This window comes from Pseudomonas sp. MWU12-3088 (genome assembly GCF_023242405.1).
Lineage (GTDB): Bacteria > Pseudomonadota > Gammaproteobacteria > Pseudomonadales > Pseudomonadaceae > Aquipseudomonas > Aquipseudomonas kribbensis.
Window position 1 is genome coordinate 268,418 of sequence record NZ_JALJEA010000001.1, and the last position, 22,743, is coordinate 291,160.

The following is a 22,743-nucleotide window of genomic DNA, read 5'->3' on the forward strand; positions in this document are numbered from 1 at the left end:
TCAGGCCATCGCCCGACGCTTGAGCCACAAGGTCAGTGCCAGTCCGGTCACTGACAGCAGCGCTGCGCACAGGAAGATCCACGAATACCCCAGATTCAACGCCACCGCGCCCATCAAGGGGCCGGCAACCGCCAGTGCCAGATCGAAAAACACCGCGTAAGCACTCAACCCGGCACCACGGCTGGAGTTGGGCACCTGCTTGATGGCTTCAACCCCCAGCGCGGGGTATACCAGCGACAACCCGAACCCTGCCAGCCCGGCACCGATCAGTGCGTAGCCGGTCGAGGGGGCGAGCCACAGCAACAACAACCCGACGGTTTCGATGCTCATGCAGGCGATGGCCGAAGCGAAGCCGCCAAATCGGGCGATGGCGGAAATGAACAGCAGCCGCGACAGGATGAAGCACACGCCGAACACCGTCAGGCAGTAGGCCGCGCCGGTCCAGCCGCGATTGAGGTAATAGAGGGTGATGAACGTGGTCAGGGTGCCGTAACCGATCGAGGCCAGGCTCAGACTGGCACCGAACGGCGCGATCCGCCCGAACACCGCCCAGAACGGCAACCGCTCGCCGCGCACCACCGGCACGGAAGGCTTGTTGCGGATCAGCAGCAGAGCGCCAGCGGCCAGTACCGACAGCGCAATACCGAGGCTGGTAAAACCGTAATCGGCCACCATCAGCACGCCCAGTGGTGCGCCGATAGCGATGGCGCCATAAGAGGCGATGCCGTTCCAGCCGATGGACCGGGCGGTATGTTCCGCACCCACCTGGCCCATGCACCAGCTGATGGTTCCTACACCAATCAGCCCCTGAGCGATGCCGAGCAGCAAACGCCCGGCGATCAGAATGATCAGGCTTGGCAGCGGGAAGTCCTGCAGCAACGTGGAAACCAGTGTCAGCAGGCCGCTGAGGACGATCCCCAGCAAACCGTAAACGATGGCACGTTTGGTGCCGACGGTATCCGACATGCGTCCGGCCATGGGGCGGCTGAGCAGGGTGGCCAGGTATTGCGACCCGATCACCAGACCCGCAACGACGGCACTGAAACCCAGTTGTTCATGCACGTAACCGGGCAGCACCGCAATCGGCAGGCCGATGCAGAGGAAAGCGATAAAGGTGTAGAAAACGATGGAGACGATCTGCAGGGTGATCGCCATGGAGCTTTGCGGTGGCTGTTGCTGCGCAGACATGAGGGCTCGTTCGCGGGCGGCGGTGGGAGAGTCCGCATCATGGCTTGGCGCTGAAATAAAAGAAAGCAGGCTAACTATCTTTCCCGGACGCAATAAAAAGCCCCGCCATGGGGCGGGGCTTTCGACTCGAAGCCGCTATCAGAACACGACGCCCTGGCTGCGCAGGTAATCGTCATAGGTGCCGCTGAAGTCGGTCACACCGTTCGGGCTCAGCTCGATGATGCGCGTGGCCAGGGACGATACGAACTCACGGTCGTGGCTGACGAAAATCAGCGTGCCCGGGTAGTTTTCCAGCGCCAGGTTCAGCGCCTCGATCGATTCCATGTCCAGGTGGTTGGTCGGTTCGTCCATTACCAGAACGTTCGGCTTTTGCAGGATCAGCTTGCCGAACAGCATGCGACCTTGCTCACCACCGGAAATCACCTTCACCGACTTGAGGATCTCGTCGTTGGAGAACAGCATGCGGCCCAGGGTGCCACGAATCACTTGCTCGCCCTGAGTCCACTGACCCATCCAGTCGAACAGGCTCACTTCGTCTTCGAAGTCGTGGGCGTGGTCCTGAGCGTAGTAGCCCAGTTCCGCGCTTTCGGTCCACTTCACGGTACCGGCGTCCGGGGTCAGTTCGCCCATCAGGGTGCGCAGCAGGGTGGTCTTGCCGATACCGTTCGGGCCGATGATCGCCACGCGTTCGCCGGCTTCAACGGTGAAGCTGAAGTTCTTGAACAGGGTCTTGCCGTCGAAGCCTTTGGACATCTGCTCGATGGTCACGGCCTGGCGGTGCAGTTTCTTGGTCTGTTCGAAGCGGATGAACGGGCTCACGCGGCTCGATGGCTTGACCTCGGCCAGCTGGATCTTGTCGATCTGCTTGGCACGGGAAGTGGCCTGCTTGGCTTTCGAGGCGTTGGCCGAGAAGCGGCTGACGAACGTCTGCAGTTCGGCAATCTGGGCTTTCTTCTTGGCGTTGTCCGACAGCAGTTGCTCGCGGGACTGGGTCGCCGCGGTCATGTACTCGTCGTAGTTGCCCGGGAACAGACGCAGCTCGCCGTAGTCCAGGTCGGCCATGTGGGTGCAGACGCTGTTCAGGAAGTGACGGTCGTGGGAAATGATGATCATGGTGCTGTTACGCGCCGTCAGGATCGTTTCCAGCCAACGAATGGTGTTGATGTCCAGGTGGTTGGTCGGTTCGTCGAGCAACAGCACTTCCGGATCGGAGAACAGGGCCTGAGCCAGCAGGACACGCAGTTTCCAGCCCGGCGCGACTTCGGTCATCGGGCCAAAATGCTGTTCCAGCGGAATGCCCAGACCCAGCAGCAGTTCACCGGCGCGGGATTCGGCGGTGTAGCCGTCCATCTCGGCGAACTCGGTTTCCAGCTCGGCCACGGCCATGCCGTCTTCTTCGCTCATTTCCGGCAGCGAATAGATGCGATCGCGCTCGGCCTTGACCTTCCACAGCTCTTCGTGACCCATGATCACGGTGTCGATCACGGTGAATTCTTCGTAGGCGAACTGATCCTGACGCAGTTTACCGAGGCGCACGTTCGGCTCGAGCATCACCTGGCCGGCAGACGGCTCCAGGTCGCCACCGAGGATTTTCATGAACGTCGACTTGCCGCAACCGTTGGCGCCGATCAGGCCATAACGGTTGCCGTTGTTGAATTTCACCGAAACGTTTTCGAACAGCGGCTTTGCGCCGAACTGCATCGTGATATTAGCTGTAGAAATCAAAGGTTTATCCTGCGAAGCATTCTGAGTAGCGAGGGTGCGGCCGGAGCGCTTGGCCCGAGTCGAAGTGCGCTGAGGCGGGAAATCCCGTCATCAACCAAGGGGGGGCGCGTAAAGTTTGGCGGCGATTGTACTGGTCTGGCTCTTCCAGCGATAGGGCGGTGATCCCCGGAATGCCAATTGGCGCAATCGCGGGACAGTTTTTCACAGATGAAGGTTCACTATTGGTTACAAACTGTGGCTAAAATGCCATCCATTCACCCAGGCCCTTGCCCGGCATGGGCTCAAGGATGTGCCACCGAGACGCTGTTTTGTATCCAGACCACTGCCACAGACCTATGGCCACAGCCAGAAAGGCGCGCAGTTTGTTCACTTTTGACGTGTGACGATTTCCGTGAAACTCATCATTGCTGCTATTTATGTCATTTCCATTGCATACGTTCACCTGCGTGGTCGTGTGCGTCACAAACTGGGCCGTCAGTTGAGCGATCACTCGACGTTTCTCGCGCCGATCAACTGCTTCCTTTATCTGTTTTCGAAGAAACCGAACAAACCCTACCTCGACCCGAAGGACTTTCCCGATCTGAGCCCGTTGCAGGCCCATTGGGAAGAAATCCGCGAGGAAGGTCAGAATCTTCTGCGTGCCGGTGCGATCAAGCGCTCGGACCAGTACGACGACGTCGGTTTCAACTCGTTCTTCAAGTCCGGCTGGAAGCGCTTCTACCTGAAATGGTACGGCGACAGCCATCCATCGGCGCTGCAACTGTGCCCGCGCACCACTGAACTGGTGCAGAGCATCGGCTCGATCAAGGCGGCGATGTTCGCCGAACTGCCACCGGGCTCGAAACTGGTGCGTCACCGTGACCCGTATGCCGGTTCCTACCGTTATCACCTGGGCCTGGAAACGCCGAACGATGCCGGTTGCTACATCAACGTCGATGGCGAGAACTATCACTGGCGCGACGGTGAAGCGGTGATGTTCGACGAGACCTACATCCACTACGCTGAAAACACCACCGACAAAAACCGCATCATTCTGTTCTGCGACGTCGAGCGCCCGATGAAATATCGCTGGGCAGCCGCGTTCAATGGCTGGTTCAGCCGTACCGTGATGTCGGCCGCCGGTGCGCCGAACGATGCGGGCGACCGCACCGGTGGTATCAACCGCCTGTTTACCAAAATCTACAAGATCCGCCTGCGCGGCAAAGAGCTGAAAAAGCGCAATCGCGCGCGCTATTACCTGGAAAAGTGGGCGATCTTCGGCGGTCTGCTGGCGATCTTCATTCTGATCTGATAACTGATCTGATAAATCGGGCGACTGTTGCAAGACAGTCGCCCGATTTCATTTTTACGACGCTTTTTTGGTCTTTTTCGCCGGGGTGGCCTTGCTCGCGGTCCTCTTCGCCGATTTGGCCGGTGATTTCCCGCCAAGACTGCGTTTGAGCAGTTCGGTCAAGTCGATCACATCCGCCGACTTGCGCTCTTCTTCGCCATCAACGGTCTCAACGTCCTCGATCTTGCCTTCATGGGCCTTCTTGTCCACCAGGGCCATGATCTTGTCTTCGAATTCGTCGGTGTAATCTTCCGGCTTCCAGTCGGCGCTCATGTCTTCAACGAGTCGTTTGGCCATGTCCAGTTCGGCTTTCGCCAGTTGCGGCTGGGTCACTTCGCTGCCCAGCGCCAGTTCGTCCAGGCTTCGCACTTCCTGTGGCCAGCGCAGTTTCACCAGCACCAGTGCCGACTCCAGCGGCATCAGCGCCGCCAGGTACTGACGCGTGTGTAAAACCACACGGGCGAGGGCGACTTTTTTGGTTTTGCTCAGGGTTTCGCGCAGCAATGCGTAAACCTTGCCGCCGCGTTTGTCCGGGGCCAGGTAGTAGGGCGTGTCGATGTTCTGTAGTGGAATCTGCTCGCTGTCGACGAAGGCAAAGATGTCGATGGTCTGGGTCGAGACCGGGTGGGCCGAACGGATTTCTTCCTCGCTGAGCACGACATAGCGGCCTTTTTCGAACTGCACGCCTTTGACGATGTGTTCCTTGGTGACTTCCTTGCCGGTGACCTTGTTGACCCGTTTATAGCCGACCGGGTCCATGCTGCGGCTGTCCAGCCAGTCGAAGTCCACGCCCTGGGACGAGGTCGCCGAGACCAGCGCCACGGGGATGTGCACCAGACCGAAACTGATTGCGCCTTTCCAGATTGCCCGAGCCATGGTGCCGTTCTCCGCGTGATGTTCGGGTGACCCGTCGGCATGCGTGAAAGTTTCCGTTGCCCGCCGACGGGCAACTGGTCAAACGGTGTTACACCTTGTTTAGCGATGACGGGTTAACAAATCCGAACCCTCGGCGTAGCGTGGACTCGAAGGCTCTATTCCACGTGCATCGAGAGAGGCCGTCCATGAACCGTTTTCTGCTTGGCATCGCATCACTGGCCCTCAGTGGCGGGCTGGTTCACGCCGATGCCCTGTTGCTGGCGCAAAGTCCGACCGGCAACAGCAGCAACCCCTACAACAGCCCGATTCACCGGGCCAATCCCAACAGCATGCAGGGCACGCAGCCCGCCAATCCGGTGATTCGTGGGCCGAGTACGGTGCCCGCGCCTCGCCAGCCCACCGTCGAGAACGGCGGCATCGGCAATGGCCAGCCCTTGCGTTCGGTGCCGAGCACGCCACCGAAGTTCATTCCCAACCCACCCGCCCGTGACGGCGACAGCAACCGTTGAATGGCAGAACCCGCCCGTGACGGCGACAGCAACCGTTGAATGGCAGAACCGCTTCTGTCAGCCCTTCAATCGAACAAAAGGAATCGTGCATGTTGCGTAAAACCCTTTTAGCCGGCCTGTGTGCCGGCGCTGTTATCTGCAGCCCGGCATACGCCGCTGCCCCCAAGGAATTGCAAAGCGAGCAGGGCACCCTTGAAGTCACGACGATTACCCAAGGGCTTGCGCACCCATGGGCGCTCGCGTTCCTGCCGGATCGCCAGGGCATGCTGGTGACCGAGCGTCCGGGCAATCTGCGGGTGGTGGGGGCTGACGGCAAACTGTCGGCGCCGATCGATGGCGTTCCCAAGGTCTGGGCCAAGGGACAGGGCGGGTTGCTGGATGTGGTGCTGTCACCGGACTTCAAACAGGATCGGCTGGTGTACCTGTCCTACGCCGAAGGCGGCGGTGCCGGTGACAAGGCCGGGACAGCGGTCGGGCGCGGGCGCCTGTCGGACGACCTGAAAACCCTGAAGGACTTCAACGTGATTTTCCGTCAGGAACCGAAACTGTCGGTAGGCAATCACTTCGGCTCGCGGCTGGTATTCGACCGTGACGGCTACCTGTTCATCACCCTCGGCGAAAACAACGACCGTCCGACCGCGCAGGATCTGGACAAGCTGCAAGGCAAGGTCGTGCGCATTTACCCCGACGGCAAGGTGCCGGATGACAACCCGTTTGTCGGTCAGTCCGGTGTGCGCCCGGAAATCTGGTCCTACGGTCATCGCAACCCGCAGGGCGCAGCACTCAATCCATGGACCGGCACATTGTGGGAAAACGAGCACGGCCCGCGCGGTGGCGATGAGGTGAATATCATCGAGCGCGGCAAGAACTACGGCTGGCCGCTGGCAACCCACGGCATCAACTACTCGATGCAGCCCATCCCTGAAGCCCAGGGCAAAACCGTCGAAGGCACCGTCGCCCCGCACCATGTCTGGGAAAAATCACCGGGTGTCACCGGCATGGCGTTCTACGATGGCGACCGTTTCAAGCCCTGGCAGCACAACGTGTTCATCGGGGCGCTGGTCACTCAGGAACTGATTCGTCTGCAGTTCGACGGTAACAAGGTGGTGCATGAAGAGCGCCTGTTGGGCGATCTCAAGCAACGGATCCGTGATGTGCGTCAAGGGCCGGACGGCTATCTGTATCTGCTGACGGACGAGTCCGACGGCTCGCTGTACAAGGTCGGACTCAAGTGACTGCTTCATGCGGGTGAGCGGGCGTAAAGCACCACCGCTGCCCGTAGTTTGCCGCGCCCAAACCGACACATCTTCTCGAACTCCCCATGGCTGACCGGCACGTGCTGGCAGTCCATGGGTTGGCGGTGCTGGCTGTGATCGACATCCGGGTCGTGCAGGTAGACGAAATCCTCGTCGCAATCGGTGACGATCACCCAGTGCGGGGATTTGGAGCGGGTCAGCCGATAGCTGCTGATCAGCACCAAAGGCTGCCCGCCAGCGTTTAGCAGACGGGGCAAATCGAGTGTCGTGCCGATGATTTGATCGACGTCGGTGTCGTTCAGCTGTGCCATGAACTCGTCGTGCACCAGGCGCATGACGTCTTTTTTATGCGCGTCGCGCACGCCGTCGAGAAACAGTGGCCCGGTCATGCTCAGTTGCAAGCGCACGCGAAACCCTCGGCGCCATGCGGCCAACGCCAGGCCTTGAGGGCTGCAACCGCCGTGACCGGCAGTCATGAACACGGTGGTCGCTTCGCGCCAGAGCTGCAGTTCTTCGCGACGCTCCAGCAGACGATCGGCCTGCAAGGCGCCCATGGCCATCAGCAGGCAAGCCGGCCCGCAGGTGAAATCGGTGGTTTGCCGGTAATAGGGCACCTTGATGCTGCGCGAATCGTGGTGTTGCAGGATGCGCTTTTCCAGGCGCAAAGCGTCCGCATGGTCTTCGTAGTAGTCGTGAATTAACGCAAAGCGCCGATAGCCACTGCGTTCATACAGCGCGATGGCGGCAGGGTTGTCAGTACGCACCTCCAGCCGCAGGTAAGCGCAGTCGTGCTCAAGGGCGCAGGCTTCGATGCGCTGCAGCAACTGCTTGCCCAGGCCACTGCCCCGGGCTTCGGGGGAAATGGCGATGGAATACAACCGCGCAAGCGACGTGCTGCGATGGAACAGCACCAGCGCATAACCCAGCAACTGACCCTCACGCCCGGCCACCAGCAGCTGGCCGTGGGCGCGGGTAATCATCCACTGAAAGCTGCGGCGAGTGAGCCGGTCCGTGGTGAAACAGTGCATTTCCAGTGCCAGCAGCGCCGCTAAATCATCAACTGTCGCCAAGCGAAAAACAGTGTTCATATGACCGCCGTAAAAGTTGCGTAACGAAACGGGACTTTCGAAAAAGTTCGTGCTTAATAGAAAAGGTCTTGTTCTCCAACGGATCAATTTCTATGTCAGCGGTACAGGGTCATTGGCGCGAAGTATCCAGTCAAAGTTTGCCACCGGCAACTTATTTAAAACCGCAAATCAGAACTTCCAGTCAAGTGTTGATCATCGTCGAACGCAAGGAAGACTGGGCCTCGTACTTTCCCAGTGAAGACATCCTCACGGCCCAGGAATACCTCGAGCAACCGCCCGACAGTGAGCCGGGAAAACGCGTTCAGGTCATCAACCTGTGCCGCAGCTACAAGTATCTGGGCCACGGCTATTACTGCTCGCTGCTGGCAGAAGCCCGGGGTCACAAGGTGATTCCGTCGGTGCGCACCATCAGTGAACTGACCCGAAAATCCCTTTACGGTCTGGCGCTGGATGACCTGGATAAAACCCTGGAAAAGGCCCTCAGCCATCATCTCTACAGCGATACCGAAGGTTTCACGCTGACACTTTATTTCGGCAAAACGCATATCGAGCCGTTGCAGGATCTGGCCCGACAATTGTTTGAAGTGTTCCCGTGTCCGATTCTGTTAGTTGAGTTCCGTAGAACTAACGGTTGGCACATCGAAGGTATCAAGTCCGGTGCGCTGCACAAGTTGCGCGACGATCAGGAAGATCAGTTCGCCAATGCCCTGGACGGCTTCAGCCGCAAGATCTGGCGTGTACCGCGTTCGCCGCAAGTGGCACGTTATGACCTGGCGATCCTCCACGATCCGCAGGAAGCGTTGCCGCCGTCGAACGCCCGGGCGCTGGAGAATTTCGTGCGCGTCGGCAAGGGCATGGGCATCGATGTCGAACTGATCGAACGCAAGGACTACTCCCGGCTCGCCGAGTACGATGGTCTGCTGATCCGTGAGACCACCAGCGTCGACAACCACACCTACCGTTTCGCCAAGAAAGCCGAAAGCGAAGGGCTGGTGGTGATGGATGACCCGACGTCGATCCTGCGCTGCACCAACAAGGTCTATCTCACGGACCTGCTCAACAGCCATCAACTGGGCATGCCGGCCACGGAAATTCTCTACAAGGAACGACCGGAAGACTTCGAGCGGGTCGGCGAACGCCTGGGTTTTCCGTTGGTGCTGAAGATTCCCGATGGCTGCTTCTCTCGGGGCGTGATCAAGGTCGAGAGCCAGCAAGCCCTGCTTGAAGCTACCGCCGAACTCTTCGAACATTCGGTGCTGTTGCTGGCCCAGGAGTTTTTCTACACCGAGTACGACTGGCGCATCGGCGTGCTCAACCGCAAACCGATCTTTGCCTGCCAGTACTTCATGTCCAAGGGCCATTGGCAGATCTACAACCACAAGGCCAAGGGCCAGGACGTCAACGGCGAATGCCGCACGCTGGCGATCCACGAAGCGCCGCGTGCGGTGGTGGAACTGGCAGTGAAAACCGCCAACCTGATCGGCGACGGCCTGTATGGCGTCGATTTGAAACAGGCCGGCGACAAAGTGGTGGTCATCGAGGTCAACGACAACCCGAACCTCGACGCCGGCATCGAAGACGCCTACTTGCAGGACGATCTGTATTCGCTGGTGCTGGAGGAGTTCGTCAGGCGCCTGGAACTCAAACGTCGCGGCCAGGCCTGGTGACCGCTCGATGATCAACAGCTTTGCACTGAGCCACGGCGCGTTGCAGCGGGTCGAACGGCTGGACGCCGAGGTGATGTTGTTCAGCGACCCCGACGCGGCTGAACGCGATCTGCTCCACAGTCACTTCAAACTGGATGAGCATGCTCTGGCCTCGGCGCTGGACCCGGATGAGGTGTCGCGGATCGAGTTTCATCCGGATCACTTGTTTCTGATCTGGAAACGCCCGGAGAACTATTCCGGCGGCGGCAGTCTGGCGTTCGAGGTGTCGTCCTGCGGTTTGCTGTTCTCGCCGGGCCAGTTGCTGGTGATCGCCACCGACGACACGCCGCTGCACGGTCTTGGCACGGGTCGGCCGCTCAATACGCCGCTGGATGTGTTGCTGGACCTGCTGTTCAACAACATCCATCACTATCTCGGGCATTTGAAGGTGATCAAACTGGTCGCCCGGGAGTTGCAGCAGAAATTCAACGCCTCGATGCAGAACCAGCATCTGGTGCAGATGTTCAACCTCAGCGAAAGCCTGATCTATTACATCAACGCGCTGCACAGCAACGGCGCGGTACTGACGCGGCTGCGCAACCACGCCGAGAAACAACATTTTGGCAGCGAAGCCATTGGCCTGATCGACGACCTGATCATCGAAAACAACCAGTGCTACAAGCAGGCGGAAATCTATTCGACGGTGTTCTCCGGGCTGATCGACGCCCGGGGCAACCTGATGAACAACAGCATGAACAACCTGTTGCGCAAACTGACGCTGATCAACGTGGTGTTCCTGCCGCTCAACCTGATTGCCAGCATCGGCGGCATGTCGGAATTCAGCATGATGACCGCCGGCACGCCGTGGTGGGTGTCGTACCCGTTGTTCCTGGCGGCGATGCTGTTGGGGGCGGGCGGGATGCTGTTCGGGCTCAGGCGTCTGGCGAAATGACGGCGGCGGGGCGTTTGCGATCCTGCAGTCCTCGGGTCACCAGATAGAGCAATGGCCCGATGGACACAAAAACCGCCGTCAGCAACAGATACGGCACCACCGACCAACCCGACTGCCCGCGCTTGCGCGCATCCTTGTACATCCAGATGCCGGCCAGGGTCGCCAGCAGATAAAGATCGATCACCACCTGTGCGGTGTCTGGCCGCGACATCAGACTGATACCGAAGTCGATCAGCGATTGTTCGGCTTGCAGCATCACGGATACGGTGTAGCCGCTGAAGGCGATCAAAGCGGTGAGGGGCAGGGCGATGGACATCATGCGTTCCTTCCTTGGTCAGATGAGCGAAAGGCCAGCCTACAGGCCCGTCGCAAAATTCGCCATTGACTTGCCAGCAATGCCCGGGCTAATTTCGGGGCCATGACTTCCACCGTATTGCGCTGCCAGCCAAGCATTATTACCGCCATTCCTCACTTGGCGGGCTAGCTCACGACTGCAGCACCCAACCCGCCCTAGAGGCGGGTTTTTACTTTCTGTCTCCGGGGTTCTGAATAAAAAGTCAGGAGACGACCATGCGCCACAGCCCCGACCAGCAAGCCTTGCTTGAACAGTATGTGAAAAAGATCCTCGCCGCGCCGGTCTATGAACTGGCGGTGAGCACGCCGCTGCAATCTGCGCCGGCACTGTCTGAAGCGCTGGGCAACCGGATCCTGCTCAAGCGCGAAGACCTGCAACCGACGTTCTCCTTCAAGATCCGTGGTGCCTACAACAAGCTGGTGCAATTGAGTGACGAGCAAAAGGCGCGCGGGGTGATCACGGCATCGGCAGGCAATCACGCTCAAGGTGTTGCGCTGGCAGCCCGTGAGCTGGGCATTGCGGCGACGATCGTGATGCCGGCGACCACGCCTGAGTTGAAAGTACTGGGTGTCAGCAGTCGGGGAGCGGAAGCGCTGTTGCATGGCGAAAGCTTTCCGTTTGCCCTGGCCCACGCGCTGCAACTGGCTCAGCAGACCGGGCGAACCTTCGTCTCGCCGTTCGACGATCCTGATGTGATCGCTGGCCAGGGCACCGTCGCAATGGAAATCCTGCGCGAGCATCAGGGCGCGCTGGATGCGATCTTTGTCCCGGTGGGCGGTGGTGGTTTGATCGCCGGTATCGCAGCGTATGTGAAATACCTGCGGCCGGAGGTGCGGATCATCGGCGTGGAGTCGGAGCACTCGGCCTGTCTGAAGGCTGCGTTGCAAGCGGATGCGCGAGTGGTGTTGCCCAGCGTCGGCACTTTCGCCGATGGCGTGGCGGTGGCGCAGATCGGCGCCTATGGCTTCGAGGTCTGCCGCTTCTGCGTCGATGAAGTGATCACCGTCAGCAACGACGAACTCTGCGCGGCAATCAAGAACATCTACGACGATACCCGCTCGATCACCGAGCCTTCCGGCGCGTTGGCGGTTGCGGGCATCAAAAAGCACGTGGCGCAGACCGGCGCACGGAATCAGACGCTGATCGCCATCGATTCCGGCGCCAATATCAACTTCGACAGCTTGCGCCACGTCGCCGAGCGCGCTGCGGCCGGCGACGTGGCCTAAGGATGTTCAGGGCAGCAGCGGGCGCAGGAAGCTGCGCTCGTAGCTGATGATGAACTTCTTCTCCATCAGGTCCGCCACCAACGCCGTGCTTTCCGGGTCGGTCAGTGCAATGTGGCGATAGCTTTCGTAATCCGCCAGGGACGGAAAACTGAACAGGCAGTAGGCGATGTTGCTCGCGCCTTCCGAGGGCAGAAAATAGCCGTGATGCGTTCCGCCCAGCCGTTCGACGATGCCTAGCCACGTCTTGGCATAGGCTTCGAAGGCGTCGAGCTGATAGGGATCAATCACGTATCTGACGTGGCAGGTAATCAATGCCGCTGCTCCTTGGCGAGTTACTCGGGGATGGCAGTGCCGACCTTGTCCGAAGCCGACCAGATGCGATAACGCACTTCGACGTCGGACGGTGCGTAAACCACGATCGGAAGTTTGCTGTTGTAACGCACGGTGAAGCCGTCACCGATCACAGGGACGAAGGCGCGCTTTTTCTGACTGCCGGGCGGGCAGGCCATCAGCGTGCTCATCGGGCCGCTGACTTTTTCCAGGCGGTAAAACGGATAGCCCCAGCCTTCGAGGTTTTTCTCTTCGAGGGTGCCGCCCAGGCGCTGGCGGTTGCAGTCCACCTCGAGGGTCTTGCCGGCGAGGATCTCAACTTTGAAGTTATCTTCCTGGGCCTGCTGCGGCAGGTGAATGACCTGGCGGGTGAAGCCCGCTTCGGCTTTGGGGTAGGGCGCCGTGTCTTCGAGTTTGGCGGCGTGGGTGAGGGTGGACAGGCCGGCGAGCATCAGGCCGGCCGTCGCGTAAACAGTGAAATTTCCCATTGAAGCCTCCTGGCGGGTGTACGTTGGTTGACGGGCATTCTCACTGCCATGGGCGATGAATGCAAACCGCCAGCCGCTTGCAAATTGCAGTGCCTGCACGATCGAATCTTGCATTTTGCAACTGGCCACTTGCCTGCGTTTTCGCCAAGTCATTGATTTGACAGGAGGTGTAATCGACCCGATGAAAGGCACGTTTTATGCGTTGATTTGGTGCAGCGCACCGAGTTTGTGCGCCTACACTCCAATGGGCATTTCGCAGTACAACCGCTTGCCATACCCAGGGATTCAGCGGGGATACACCCGCCGGGAACAGTGGCAACGGTCAATGTGAATACTTGATTGGCAGTCTCACAGTAAGGAGAGGGTTCGCCATGTTTCTGTCTGCCTTGGAACTACGCAATATCATTGAAAGCAGCTTTCTGCCGAAACGCTGTCAGTGCACGCTGTCCCCGGATCTGTCGATGACCGTCAAGGTCTATGGCGATCACCAGACCGATCAGGTTGATTTGCTGGTCAGTGGCATCGATGCCAGTCACCTGAACAGCTGTCGTGAAATCAACGGCCTGATCGCCGGGTTGCGCTCCGATCTCGCGCAACACACGGCGACCCATCATTCAGCGCCGCGATCCAGAGTCGTTTAACCGACCGTTTCACCCAGTTCGACCGTCACGCGCCGGGCCTGCACGAAACCAAGGCCCAGCGCGAACTCGACCAGCACCGCGAGCAGAATCCCGGGGCCGGCATGGCCGTTGAGCCATTCAGCAAACCCCAGCACCGCCAGGCCAAAACAGCCGACGATAAAACCGTTATTCATTGCATTGCGCGCGATCGACACCGGCGCATTGCGCACCAGATAAAACATTACTCCCAACGCCGCGAACAGCACTGCCATGCGTCGCGCTACAAAACCTGCTGCCTCGGAGTATTCAATGCTCCAGATCGAAAGCAGTATTTGCGGCACGAGGCCCCAGGCCAGCGCCAGCAGAAAACACAGGGAAAATGTGATGGTCGACAATGTGCGAAACGACAACTGCATGGCGAATCCTTGCGGCAGTGAGGAGGGGTCCCGAGGATAACCTTCGAGACCCTTGCCCGCCTACCGCAAAGCCGCAAATCAGAGCTTTCTGTCAGTTCTGGAAGTCGCAGGCGTCAGACATTTTCCGGTAGGTGATTTCTTCGGGTTTGCCTGACGTATCAATGTACTTCATGTCGGCATCGATCACTTTGCAGGCCTTGGTTGGCTGCTCGGTCATCGAGACCACTTTGGCCACATTCAACGGCATGCCATAGGTGTACGGCACCGCTTTGGTGGTCGTGGTGTCATTGGCCTGGGCCAGCCCGGCAAACGCCGTGCAGGCGAGGGCGGTGGTGAACAGGAACGGACGAATGTTCATGGAGAGACTCCCGTGCGACGGAAAGAAAGCCCGGCGTGAAACACGCCAGACCTGCCGCACTGGGCGTCAGCATCGGCTGAGAGCGTGCGGATGACTAGAGTCTTTGACCACGGCGTTAAGCGAGGGTTAACCCGGCTGAATGCCGGCTGTCTGACGGGGGATTGTTTCTCGGGGGATTCTCGGCGCCTTCCTACAGGAACCGCTGCCTTGTCTGCTTCCGGCGGCAGGAGCGGGGCGGTTATGGTTTTGGTGTCGCTGCAAAATCAGCGACTCAGGTTTGGTCGCCTGATAACTCGACACATCTTGTGCCATCATTCGCGCCGCGGACATTCGTGTCTTCGGAGTACATTGCTGTGGCGGCTGTGTGCAGGGGCGCCTTCGGGCGAGCTGATCGGGTTTCTCAGTTGACCAAGCCTTGCATACAGTCCGCCTCCCATCGTTTGGTCACGGTGTCGGCGGGTCATTGAAGCCTATCGAGTAATTCCAATGCCAATACTGAAACTAAGCTCCGCCCGCTATCTCCCGCTCAACAGCGGCGTCACCGACAGCGCACCGCTGGTCATCGACACCGAAGCCAACCCCCAAGACATCTTCGAAGCCGCCGTCCAGCGCGTACGCGCCGCCGCCGACCTGCTCGAAACCCTGCATTGCCTGTGCTTCAAACACGCCGATGTCCAGGACATTCCCCACATCACCCATGCGTTGTACCTGTTGGCACAGGATGGCAATGACCTGCTGCAGGTTGCGCAGCAGAAAATGTTGAACTGGACTGCACCGGCCTGACATTTCGCCAGCGTTCAACGGGGGACGCGATGGGCCCCTGTTGAATTAAAACGTTCAAGCTACGGATAAGGTTTCAACTCAATCAGCGATTCGCCTTGTGCGGTCGCAGGTAACGGCAACTCATCCGTTTCCAGATAGGTATCCGCCGGCCCGTAAATCAAATACTTGTGGGCGCTCTCATATCCAGCGTTCTCGAAAATGACTTTGGGGCCTTTCGAGCCGCTAAATACCCAGCGAGGACGGTTTCGCTCCGCGAACTCCACGCGGTGAATCCGCCTGTCGTTCGTATCCCGAAAAAGCAGAATGCCTTGTTGGTAGTTGGAGCTGAACTCGCCAGTAATCACAAAGACATTCGCGCCTTTGCCGGTTGGCACGCACTGCCAATCAACACGACTGCCGAAAGAAGCATCGGCATCCGCATACAAGAATCGGGTTTCTTGTTCCTGACGGATTTTGTAAACGTGAGCGTCGGAGAGGGGGTGGCCCCGCAGCAAGGAAAGTCTGCTGTCGGGGCCTGCCAGATCACACTCAGCCACCGTCGTGAACGATGGCTGAGCGGCAACGACATGAAGGCTTGAAGCGATGAGTCCAGCCGCAAAGACTGCGTTGAGCCTCAAGCGGATTTCACCACCTGCTTCGGCGACACGACGGTGCCAGGCTTGTCGTTGGCGGCCGGGGCCGGAATGACCGGCGGCAGAATCGCGATCCCGGTGCCGGCACCCGGCGCACCACCGGTATTGGCCTTCACCTCGGCACCGCTGATGGTCACGCCACCGGCATCGACCTTGACGAAGCTGCCGCCAGCCTTGGCCGTCAGCTCCATTCCGCCTTCGATCACGACTTTGTCGCCAGCGTGGTAGTGAATTTCCGTGCCCGCTTCTACGAACTGCCCGGTGCCGACCTTCACGTGTTGGGTCACGCCCACGGTCAGGTGATCGTTGGCGCGCATTTCGCTCTTGCGGTCCAGGTGGGTGATGCGATGTTCCTCGACCTTGAATTCGCTCAGGGTGTTGGCTTCGACGGTGTCGTGGCGTTCATTGCCGACGCGGATCTTCTGGTCGTGCTCGATGTTTTCGTCCCAGTCGCGCTGGGCGTGGATGTAGATCTGCTCGACGCCTTTCTTGTCTTCGATGCGGAACTCGTTGTAACCCTTGCCGCCCGGGGAACTCAGGGTCTTGAAGGTGCTGCGGGTCTTGTTCGCCGGCAGGTCGTAGGGGACGACGTTTTCCTTGTGGTACAGGCAACCGGTGACCAGCGGTTGGTCGGGGTCACCTTCAAGGAAGGTCACCAGCACTTCCATGCCGATCCGTGGGATGGCGATGCCACCGTAGGCAGCACCGGCCCAGCCGCTGGCGACACGCAGCCAGCAGGTGGTCTTGTCGTCGGCCTGGCCGTCGCGGTCCCAGTGGAATTGCACCTTCACCCGGCCGTACTGATCGCAGTGGATCTCTTCGCCGCCGGGGCCGGTGACGATGGCGGTCTGGCTGCCGAGGACTTTCGGTTTCGGGTGTTCGAGGGCAGGGCGGTAGTGCGCGTCCCAGGGGGTGGCGACGAAGCTGTTGCGGTAGCCCTGGTGGAAATCGCTTTTGTTGTCGGTCACGTCGCTGGTGACGTTTTCGCCCAGCACTTGCGGTTGCTTGCCTTCGTGGAAGACTTCCAGCAGCAGCCACATATCGTTCCATTCGGCGCGCGGATGTTCGGCCAGGGTCAGGAAATGGCCCGTGGTCAGGGTCGGTTCGTCACCTTTGCCTTCAGCGAGTTTGTAGTCGCTGCGATGGCGTTCCAGGGCGCGGGTCGAAAGGAACTTGCCGCGCTCGCGGGTGGTGAAGCGGCCGGGATAGTCGTAGTCCTCGAGGTCCGGCATGAACGCGGATTTGGCTGCGCCTTCGGGCAGGATCTTCGGTTTTTCGAAATCGTAGTCGCGGCGGCTGACGCGGCTGGTGCGGGTTTCCAGGCGCAGGTTGAAGCGCTTGATCACTGGTTTGTCGGCGGTCATGCCGGAGTCTTGCTGGTAGTTCACCGGTTTCAGTTTGCGAAAAACGGTCTGGTCGTCGCCAAACACCAGTTTGTGGCCGCTGCTGCTGTGCTGGAAGTGGAAGTGAATGCCTTCCTCTTCGCACAGGCGCTGGATGAAATGCAGGTCGGATTCGTCGTACTGCACGCAGTAATCGCGTTCCGGGTACTCGGCGCTGAGCTGGAAGCTGTAGGCGTCGGCCAGAATGCCGCGATCTTCCAGCACCTGGGCGATGATCTTCGGCACCGTCAGTTGCTGGAAGATTTGCTGGTCATGGTTGTGCCGCAGGTAGGCCAGTTGCGGCACCAGGCTGAGGCTGTAGCGGGTCAGGGTCTTGCCGGAGTCGCCTTGCTCGATGCGATACACCAGGCCATGAATCTTGCCCTCACCAGTGGCGCCGAAAGTCAGGCAGCCGGGCTTGTGCAGGAGTTCTTCGAGCTTGAGGTCAGGACGGGCGCTGACCAGTTCGAGGTCGAAACGGAACGGTTCGTTGAGGGCTTCGCGACCGGTGAAGCTGAGGACTTGCAGGTCGGCGGAAGCGCCTTCGAGCGTGAGGGTAATGTGGGTAGCGTTGGCGTCCAGCATGCCTTGATTTCCGTCCTTTGGATTAGCGTGGGCGGATGGTGCAGGATTAAACGGCCTCGTTCAAGGCGCAAATGCCGTAGAAGCACAGCCCCGAAGGCATAGGGAAAACCCTTAGAGCTACGGTTTTATCCAGTAAAACCGGCACTTGGCGCTGCCAGTCTCAAGACTGCCACCTGATTTGGCGCTCAGGAACAATCAGTCAGTTTCAGACTAAAGTCGCCTGTAGCACGTCAAAGCCATCTGCCATCATGGGCGCTCACCCCCGCGTGTTCACTTCCTCCCGGCTCTTCACCGTGCCGGGACGGGAGCTATTTCTGGTTGTTTGCGCGACTGCGCAATCGTTGTTCTGTTGGAGTTTTCAATGCGTCCCCCATTTCCCCTCATCACCCCGCGCCAGTCGTTTGGCTTCGGAGCCCTGGTGCTGTGCGCCGGTTTTACCGCACAGGCTCAGGCCGGCGGTTTCTTCGAAGACACCACGGCGAAGATCGAATCGCGTACGGTGTATTTCAACCGCGATTTCCGTGATGGGCACACCTCCAATGATCAGGGCGCGTCCAAGCGCGAAGAGTCGGCTCAAGGCTTCATTCTCAATCTGCAATCGGGTTACACCGAAGGCACCGTAGGTTTCGGCATCGATGCGCTGGGCATGGCGGGCTTCCAGCTCGACTCCAGCCCTGACCGCAGCAACAGCGGCCTGCTGCCGTCCAGCGGCGACAACCCGCGCGGTTCGAAAGGCCAGTACGCGAAAATGGGCCTGACCGCCAAAGTGAAAGTCTCGGATACGGTGCTGAAATACGGCGCGTTGCTGCCGGATCTGCCGCTGCTCAAGTACAACGACGGCCGTCTGCTGCCGACCATGTTCAACGGCGCGATGCTGACCTCCAAAGAGGTGAAGGACCTGACCTTCATGGCCGCACGCCTGGACAAGTACACCGCCCGGGACTCGACCGATTCCCAGGACATCCGCGTGCACTGCAAGAACAAGCGCTATGCGTGCAACACCACCGCCGATCATTTCGACATGTACGGCTTCGACTACAAGATCAACGATCGCCTGACCGCGCAGTACCACTACGCCGAGCTGGAAGACATCTACCGTCAGCACTTTGTGGGTCTGTTGGGCAATCAGCCGCTGGGTGACGGTGTGTTGAAAGCCGATCTGCGACTACTGAAAAGCGCCGACAGCGGCGATGCAAAAGCCGGCTCCATCGACAACCGCGCCTTGAGCGGGATGCTGTCCTACGGCATCAGCGGCCACACCTTCAGCGCCGGCTGGCAGCGCATGAACGGCGACAATTCGATGCCGTACCTCGATGGCAGCAACCCGTACCTGGTCAACTACGTGCAGGTCAACGATTTCGCCGCCGCACAGGAACGTTCCTGGCAGCTGCGTTACGACTACGACTTCAAGGCCATCGGCATCAACGGCCTGAGCTTCCTGACCCGTTACGTGAACGGCGATCACATCAAGGTGCCGGGCAGCGATCAGGAAGGCAAAGAGTGGGAACGCGACAGCGAGTTGAAGTACGTGATCCAGAGCGGCACGTTCAAGGACGTCAGCCTGCGTTTGCGTAATGCGACGTATCGGACGAACTACGAGAAGTTCGCCCGGGACGTGGATGAGACCCGGTTGATCGTGAGTTACAACTTTTCGGTGTTGTAAGTCCGTTCAGATCATCGACCGTAAAAAAACCATCGCGAGTAAACTCGTGATGGTTTTTTTTTGCGCCTGCGGTCAGAGCCAATACCAGAACCGGCTCCAGAACCCGCGATTCAAATCATCCTTGCACGCCGCGTATTGCTGGCCGTACATGTCCGAACGGTTCTGCACCTTGCGCGCCACCGGCGGCAACCAAGCCTTGCTGGCATAAGTCTTCTGCCGGAAACCGCCCCAGCCCTCGTGGTAGTTGAGGTACTGGTTGTAGGCGTCGTACTTGTACACGCCGTTGATCGACGTGGTCTTGTCCATGTACCAGCCGACAAAGTCGATGGCGTCATCGAAGTCTTCGCGGTCGGCGCCGTGGCGGCCGGTGCTTTTCTGGTAGTCGGCCCAGACTTCATCCTTGGCCTGCGCGTAACCCGCTGCGGTCGTGACGCGTCCCCACGGGATCACCCACAGCAGATACTTGCGCGGCGTCTTGGCGTCGTAGCGGTAGCCGGACTCCTGATACATGATCGCGAACGGCACCTGGATCGGCACGCCCCAGCGCTTTTGCGTGACTTGCGCGGCGTCGTACCAATCACTTTTCTCGCGGAAAATCTCGCAGAGGTTTTCCGGCGAACGCGGCGGCGATGTTCCGCAACCGCTCAGCAATGCCGCCAATACCAACAGTCCAACCGTGCGCCCCGAATTCAAAAGCCGTCATCCCGTCGTGCAAAAAAGGGCGCCAGTCTACGCGGTCAGGTCAACTGGTGGCGATAAGGCAAATCCGGACCTGTCTTGCTGCACGTCAGGGCGGCCGCCTGTACGGCAAACCTGAGCATGGCGTCGATCTGCTCGCGTTGCAGATGCTGTACGCCTTCCACCGAATCCAGTTCCTGCTCGGTCAGCCAGGTGATCAATGCAGCCTGGAAGGTATCGCCCGCGCCGACGGTATCGGCGATTTTCACCGAACTCGCCGGCACCGACCAAGAGCCGTGAGCACGGCTGAACACCGTCGCGCCTTCACCGCCTCGAGTCAGGAACACCACCTGGCAACGATGCTGCAGCCAGCCTTCGATGACCCGCTGCGGATCCTGCTCGGGATACAACAGGCTCAAGTCCTCGTCGCTGACCTTGATCAGATCCGCCAGCTCTACCAGCATGGCGATCCGCTCGCGCCACAGGTCGATGTTCGGTTCGGGATTGAGGCGCACGTTCGGGTCGAGGCTGATCAGGCGTTTGCCGCTTTCGCGCTTAATCAGCGCAAGCAAAGTATCCGCCACTGGTTGCACCACCAGTGAGAAGGAACCGAAGTGCAAGCCGCGCACGTCCGGACCCAGCGTCGGCAGGTGCGCCAGGCTCAACTGTCGGTCAGCGCAGCCTTCACCACGGAAGCTGTAGTGCGGCGAGCCATTGGCGCCTACCGCGACCATCGCCAGCGTGGTCGGCGCGGCGAAATCCACCAGATAATCCGGGCGTACGCCTTCGTCCTGCAGCACCTGCTGCAAGCGCCGGCCGAGGTAGTCGGTGGACAGTCCGGCGAACAGCGCCGAGTCCACGCCCAGGCGACGCAAACCCACGGCCACGTTGAACGGCGAGCCACCGGCAATCGCCTTGAAATTGACTTTCGACGCCTGCCCGCCGGCATCGTCTTCGCTGAAGAAATCGAACAGCGCTTCGCCACACACCAGGTACATAGTTGTTTGCTCTTTATAAGGTTGCGACATGCAGTCGATAGCGTTCATAGGCCTGCTGGAAGGCTGCGACATTGGCGGCAACCGGCAGGGTTTCACTGTTCAGATCGAGCTTCACGCAGCGTTCGCACAGGTCGGCCAGAGTGTCTTCGTGGCCGTTGGACCACGACTTGCACCACGCCGCCTGAATCGCCGCGCCGAGGGCGGCGGCTTCGCTCTGCTCGGTGCAGATCACCGGGGTGTTCATGATGTCGGCGACGATCTGCCGCCACACCGCACTTTTCGAGCCGCCTCCGATCAGGCAAATGCTGCGGCTTTGTAAACCATTCTGGCGCAACAGATCCAGTCCGAAACGCAGGCCGAAGGTGGTGCCTTCGACCGCTGCGCGGCACAGATTGGCTTGCGTCAGGTTATCGATCGTCAGGCCATGCAGGCTGCCGGTGGCATGGGGCAGGGGAGGCACGCGTTCGCCGTTGAGGAACGGCAGCATGCTCACGCCCTCGGCACCGATCGGGGCCTGAGCGACAAGCGCGTTGAACGACTCAAGGTCGAGCTCGAACAGTTCGCGAATCGCCCCGGTGGTGTTGGTCAGGTTCATGGTGCAGATCAACGGCAGCCAGCCGCCGCTCGACGAGCAGAAGGTCGCGACGGAGGCATCGGGGCTGACCTTGGGCGCCTCAGAGTAGGCATACACCGTGCCGGAAGAACCGAGGCTCATGGTGCTCGCCCCCGGTTGAATATTGCCGGTGCCGATGGCGCCCATCATGTTGTCGCCGCCACCGCTGGACACCAGCGCATTGGGGTTGACGCCGAGGTGTTCGGCAATCGCCGGCAGGATCGTGCCCACCGCTTGATGGGCGTCGATCAGCTCTGGCAGCGCCGCTTGCAGACGGCCGCTGGCGTCGATGTCGCGCAGCAGCTGCAGATCCCATTGGCGGATGCGCACGTTGAAGTAACCGGTGCCGGATGCGTCGCCGTACTCGCTGCAGCTACGGCCGGTGAGCCAGAAATTCAGGTAGTCGTGGGGCAGCAGGATCTTTGCGATCCGAGAGAAAACGGCGGGGTGCTGCTCCTTGGTCCACAACAGTTTGGACACGGTGTAGCCCGGCGCAATCACCACGCCGAGGCGTTCAAGCGAGCCTTTTTCGCCGCCGAGCCAAGTCAGCAGGCGGTCGTTTTCTGCGGTGGTTTCGGTGTCGCACCAGAGCTTGGCCGGGCGCAGGACCTGGCCCTGATCGTCGAGCAGCACCAGACCGTGTTGCTGGCCGGAAACGCCGATGCCGAGGATCGCCTGACCGTCGACATTTGCCGCCAGCAATGCACGCCGGGTGGCGAGGGCGAAGGCCTCCAGCCATTGTGCGGTGTCCTGTTCGCGACGGCCGTTGGCGCCGCTGATCATCGTGTGGGCGGCGGCGCCCTGGCCCAGCACCTGACCGCTGGTGGCGTCGAGGATGATGGCTTTGGTGCCTTGGGTGCCGCAGTCGATGCCGAGGAAGAGTTGTTGGTTGTTCATGGTGTGAACCTGTTGGTTTTTTGGCGACTTCTAAAGCCACCCCTCACCCCAACCCTCTCCCCAGAGGGGAGAGGGGGAAAGGGAGCAGATCGTGGAGCCTTTCAATTCCTGAGTTCGACTCAAAACGTTCAGGTCGATGTACCTCGAAA

At 59.9% G+C, this 22,743-nt stretch carries 22 protein-coding genes and 1 pseudogene; 9 read left to right on the forward strand and 14 right to left on the reverse strand.

Features of this window, described 5'->3' with window-relative positions; genetic code table 11:
• A complete protein-coding gene (locus M5B98_RS01315; RefSeq protein WP_248741507.1) occupies nt 1-1,188 on the reverse strand; it encodes an MFS transporter in 1,188 nt (395 codons plus the stop codon).
• A 138-nt stretch (nt 1,189-1,326) separates the two neighbouring features.
• A complete protein-coding gene (locus M5B98_RS01320; protein ID WP_248741508.1) occupies nt 1,327-2,913 on the reverse strand; it encodes an ABC-F family ATPase in 1,587 nt (528 codons plus the stop codon).
• A 391-nt stretch (nt 2,914-3,304) separates the two neighbouring features.
• Between M5B98_RS01320 and lpxO the strand changes: the two genes are divergently transcribed.
• Nucleotides 3,305-4,204: a lipid A hydroxylase LpxO gene (gene lpxO, locus M5B98_RS01325; RefSeq protein ID WP_248741509.1), complete on the forward strand. Its 900-nt coding sequence runs from the start codon at nt 3,305-3,307 to the stop codon at nt 4,202-4,204.
• A gap of 54 nt (nt 4,205-4,258) precedes the next feature.
• Here lpxO and M5B98_RS01330 read toward each other — a convergent pair whose 3' ends face one another.
• The gene (locus M5B98_RS01330) at nt 4,259-5,119 is read right to left on the reverse strand and encodes a Ku protein (RefSeq protein WP_248741510.1); all 861 of its coding nucleotides are present in this window, start codon (nt 5,117-5,119) and stop codon (nt 4,259-4,261) included.
• 185 nt (nt 5,120-5,304) lie between these two features.
• Here M5B98_RS01330 and M5B98_RS01335 point away from each other — a divergent pair, with 185 nt between their 5' ends.
• Both M5B98_RS01335 and M5B98_RS01340 read left to right on the forward strand, forming a co-directional pair.
• Nucleotides 5,305-5,628: a hypothetical protein gene (locus tag M5B98_RS01335; RefSeq protein ID WP_085722089.1), complete on the forward strand. Its 324-nt coding sequence runs from the start codon at nt 5,305-5,307 to the stop codon at nt 5,626-5,628.
• Between the two features lie 89 nt (nt 5,629-5,717).
• Nucleotides 5,718-6,863: a PQQ-dependent sugar dehydrogenase gene (locus tag M5B98_RS01340; protein ID WP_248741511.1), complete on the forward strand. Its 1,146-nt coding sequence runs from the start codon at nt 5,718-5,720 to the stop codon at nt 6,861-6,863.
• 5 nt (nt 6,864-6,868) lie between these two features.
• Here the strand turns inward: M5B98_RS01340 and rimI are convergent, their stop codons facing one another.
• A complete protein-coding gene (gene rimI / locus M5B98_RS01345) occupies nt 6,869-7,972 on the reverse strand; it encodes a ribosomal protein S18-alanine N-acetyltransferase (protein WP_248741512.1) in 1,104 nt (367 codons plus the stop codon).
• A 92-nt stretch (nt 7,973-8,064) separates the two neighbouring features.
• On the opposite strand from rimI, the gene M5B98_RS01350 reads away from it, so the two are divergent.
• Nucleotides 8,065-9,639, forward strand: coding sequence for a RimK family protein (locus M5B98_RS01350; protein ID WP_248741513.1), 1,575 nt, complete (start codon nt 8,065-8,067; stop codon nt 9,637-9,639).
• 7 nt (nt 9,640-9,646) lie between these two features.
• On the forward strand, nt 9,647-10,570 hold the full coding sequence (locus M5B98_RS01355) for a magnesium transporter CorA family protein (protein WP_119426398.1): 924 nt from the start codon (nt 9,647-9,649) through the stop codon (nt 10,568-10,570).
• Here the strand turns inward: M5B98_RS01355 and M5B98_RS01360 are convergent.
• On the reverse strand, nt 10,551-10,889 hold the full coding sequence (locus tag M5B98_RS01360) for a DUF2834 domain-containing protein (RefSeq protein ID WP_248741514.1): 339 nt from the start codon (nt 10,887-10,889) through the stop codon (nt 10,551-10,553). The genes M5B98_RS01355 and M5B98_RS01360 overlap by 20 nt on opposite strands.
• A 251-nt stretch (nt 10,890-11,140) precedes the next feature.
• On the opposite strand from M5B98_RS01360, the pseudogene ilvA reads away from it, so the two are divergent.
• Nucleotides 11,141-12,142 (forward strand): annotated as a pseudogene (gene ilvA, locus M5B98_RS01365) (threonine ammonia-lyase, biosynthetic); the annotation flags it as partial.
• 15 nt (nt 12,143-12,157) lie between these two features.
• Here ilvA and M5B98_RS01370 read toward each other — a convergent pair.
• Together M5B98_RS01370 and eco are read right to left on the reverse strand one after the other, a co-directional pair.
• Nucleotides 12,158-12,463 carry an NIPSNAP family protein gene (locus M5B98_RS01370; protein WP_085709756.1) on the reverse strand — a complete coding sequence of 102 codons (306 nt, stop codon included), beginning with the start codon at nt 12,461-12,463 and terminating at the stop codon, nt 12,158-12,160.
• Between the two features lie 20 nt (nt 12,464-12,483).
• A complete protein-coding gene (gene eco / locus M5B98_RS01375) occupies nt 12,484-12,969 on the reverse strand; it encodes a serine protease inhibitor ecotin (RefSeq protein ID WP_248741515.1) in 486 nt (161 codons plus the stop codon).
• A gap of 371 nt (nt 12,970-13,340) precedes the next feature.
• Between eco and M5B98_RS01380 the strand changes: the two genes are divergently transcribed.
• Nucleotides 13,341-13,610, forward strand: a complete 270-nt coding sequence (locus M5B98_RS01380; RefSeq protein WP_248741516.1) for a DUF1652 domain-containing protein — start codon at nt 13,341-13,343, stop codon at nt 13,608-13,610.
• Here M5B98_RS01380 and M5B98_RS01385 read toward each other — a convergent pair.
• Both M5B98_RS01385 and M5B98_RS01390 read right to left on the reverse strand, forming a co-directional pair.
• Nucleotides 13,607-14,005, reverse strand: coding sequence for a hypothetical protein (locus tag M5B98_RS01385; RefSeq protein WP_085709759.1), 399 nt, complete (start codon nt 14,003-14,005; stop codon nt 13,607-13,609). The genes M5B98_RS01380 and M5B98_RS01385 overlap by 4 nt on opposite strands.
• Before the next feature lie 91 nt (nt 14,006-14,096).
• Nucleotides 14,097-14,363 (reverse strand): DUF2790 domain-containing protein, encoded by a 267-nt coding sequence (locus M5B98_RS01390; protein WP_248741517.1) that lies wholly within the window; start codon nt 14,361-14,363, stop codon nt 14,097-14,099.
• 486 nt (nt 14,364-14,849) lie between these two features.
• On the opposite strand from M5B98_RS01390, the gene M5B98_RS01395 reads away from it, so the two are divergent.
• Nucleotides 14,850-15,146 (forward strand): hypothetical protein, encoded by a 297-nt coding sequence (locus M5B98_RS01395; RefSeq protein ID WP_248741518.1) that lies wholly within the window; start codon nt 14,850-14,852, stop codon nt 15,144-15,146.
• A 59-nt stretch (nt 15,147-15,205) separates the two neighbouring features.
• Here the strand turns inward: M5B98_RS01395 and M5B98_RS01400 are convergent, their stop codons facing one another.
• Nucleotides 15,206-15,763 carry a hypothetical protein gene (locus M5B98_RS01400; protein WP_248741519.1) on the reverse strand — a complete coding sequence of 186 codons (558 nt, stop codon included), beginning with the start codon at nt 15,761-15,763 and terminating at the stop codon, nt 15,206-15,208.
• Nucleotides 15,760-17,745, reverse strand: a complete 1,986-nt coding sequence (locus M5B98_RS01405) for a type VI secretion system tip protein VgrG (RefSeq protein ID WP_248741520.1) — start codon at nt 17,743-17,745, stop codon at nt 15,760-15,762. The genes M5B98_RS01400 and M5B98_RS01405 overlap by 4 nt, the downstream gene beginning before the upstream one ends.
• A 361-nt stretch (nt 17,746-18,106) precedes the next feature.
• Here M5B98_RS01405 and M5B98_RS01410 point away from each other — a divergent pair, with 361 nt between their 5' ends.
• Complete coding sequence (locus tag M5B98_RS01410) at nt 18,107-19,408, forward strand: OprD family porin (RefSeq protein WP_248741521.1); 1,302 nt, start codon at nt 18,107-18,109, stop codon at nt 19,406-19,408.
• 72 nt (nt 19,409-19,480) lie between these two features.
• Here M5B98_RS01410 and M5B98_RS01415 read toward each other — a convergent pair whose 3' ends face one another.
• From M5B98_RS01415 to xylB, 3 genes are read right to left on the reverse strand one after another with little or no spacing between them, the layout of a single operon-like run.
• The gene (locus M5B98_RS01415) at nt 19,481-20,101 is read right to left on the reverse strand and encodes a hypothetical protein (RefSeq protein WP_248741522.1); all 621 of its coding nucleotides are present in this window, start codon (nt 20,099-20,101) and stop codon (nt 19,481-19,483) included.
• Between the two features lie 44 nt (nt 20,102-20,145).
• The gene (locus tag M5B98_RS01420) at nt 20,146-21,084 is read right to left on the reverse strand and encodes a carbohydrate kinase family protein (protein ID WP_248741523.1); all 939 of its coding nucleotides are present in this window, start codon (nt 21,082-21,084) and stop codon (nt 20,146-20,148) included.
• Nucleotides 21,085-21,097: 13 nt separating this feature from the next.
• Nucleotides 21,098-22,594, reverse strand: a complete 1,497-nt coding sequence (xylB, locus tag M5B98_RS01425) for a xylulokinase (protein WP_248741524.1) — start codon at nt 22,592-22,594, stop codon at nt 21,098-21,100.
• Nucleotides 22,595-22,743 lie beyond the last annotated feature (149 nt).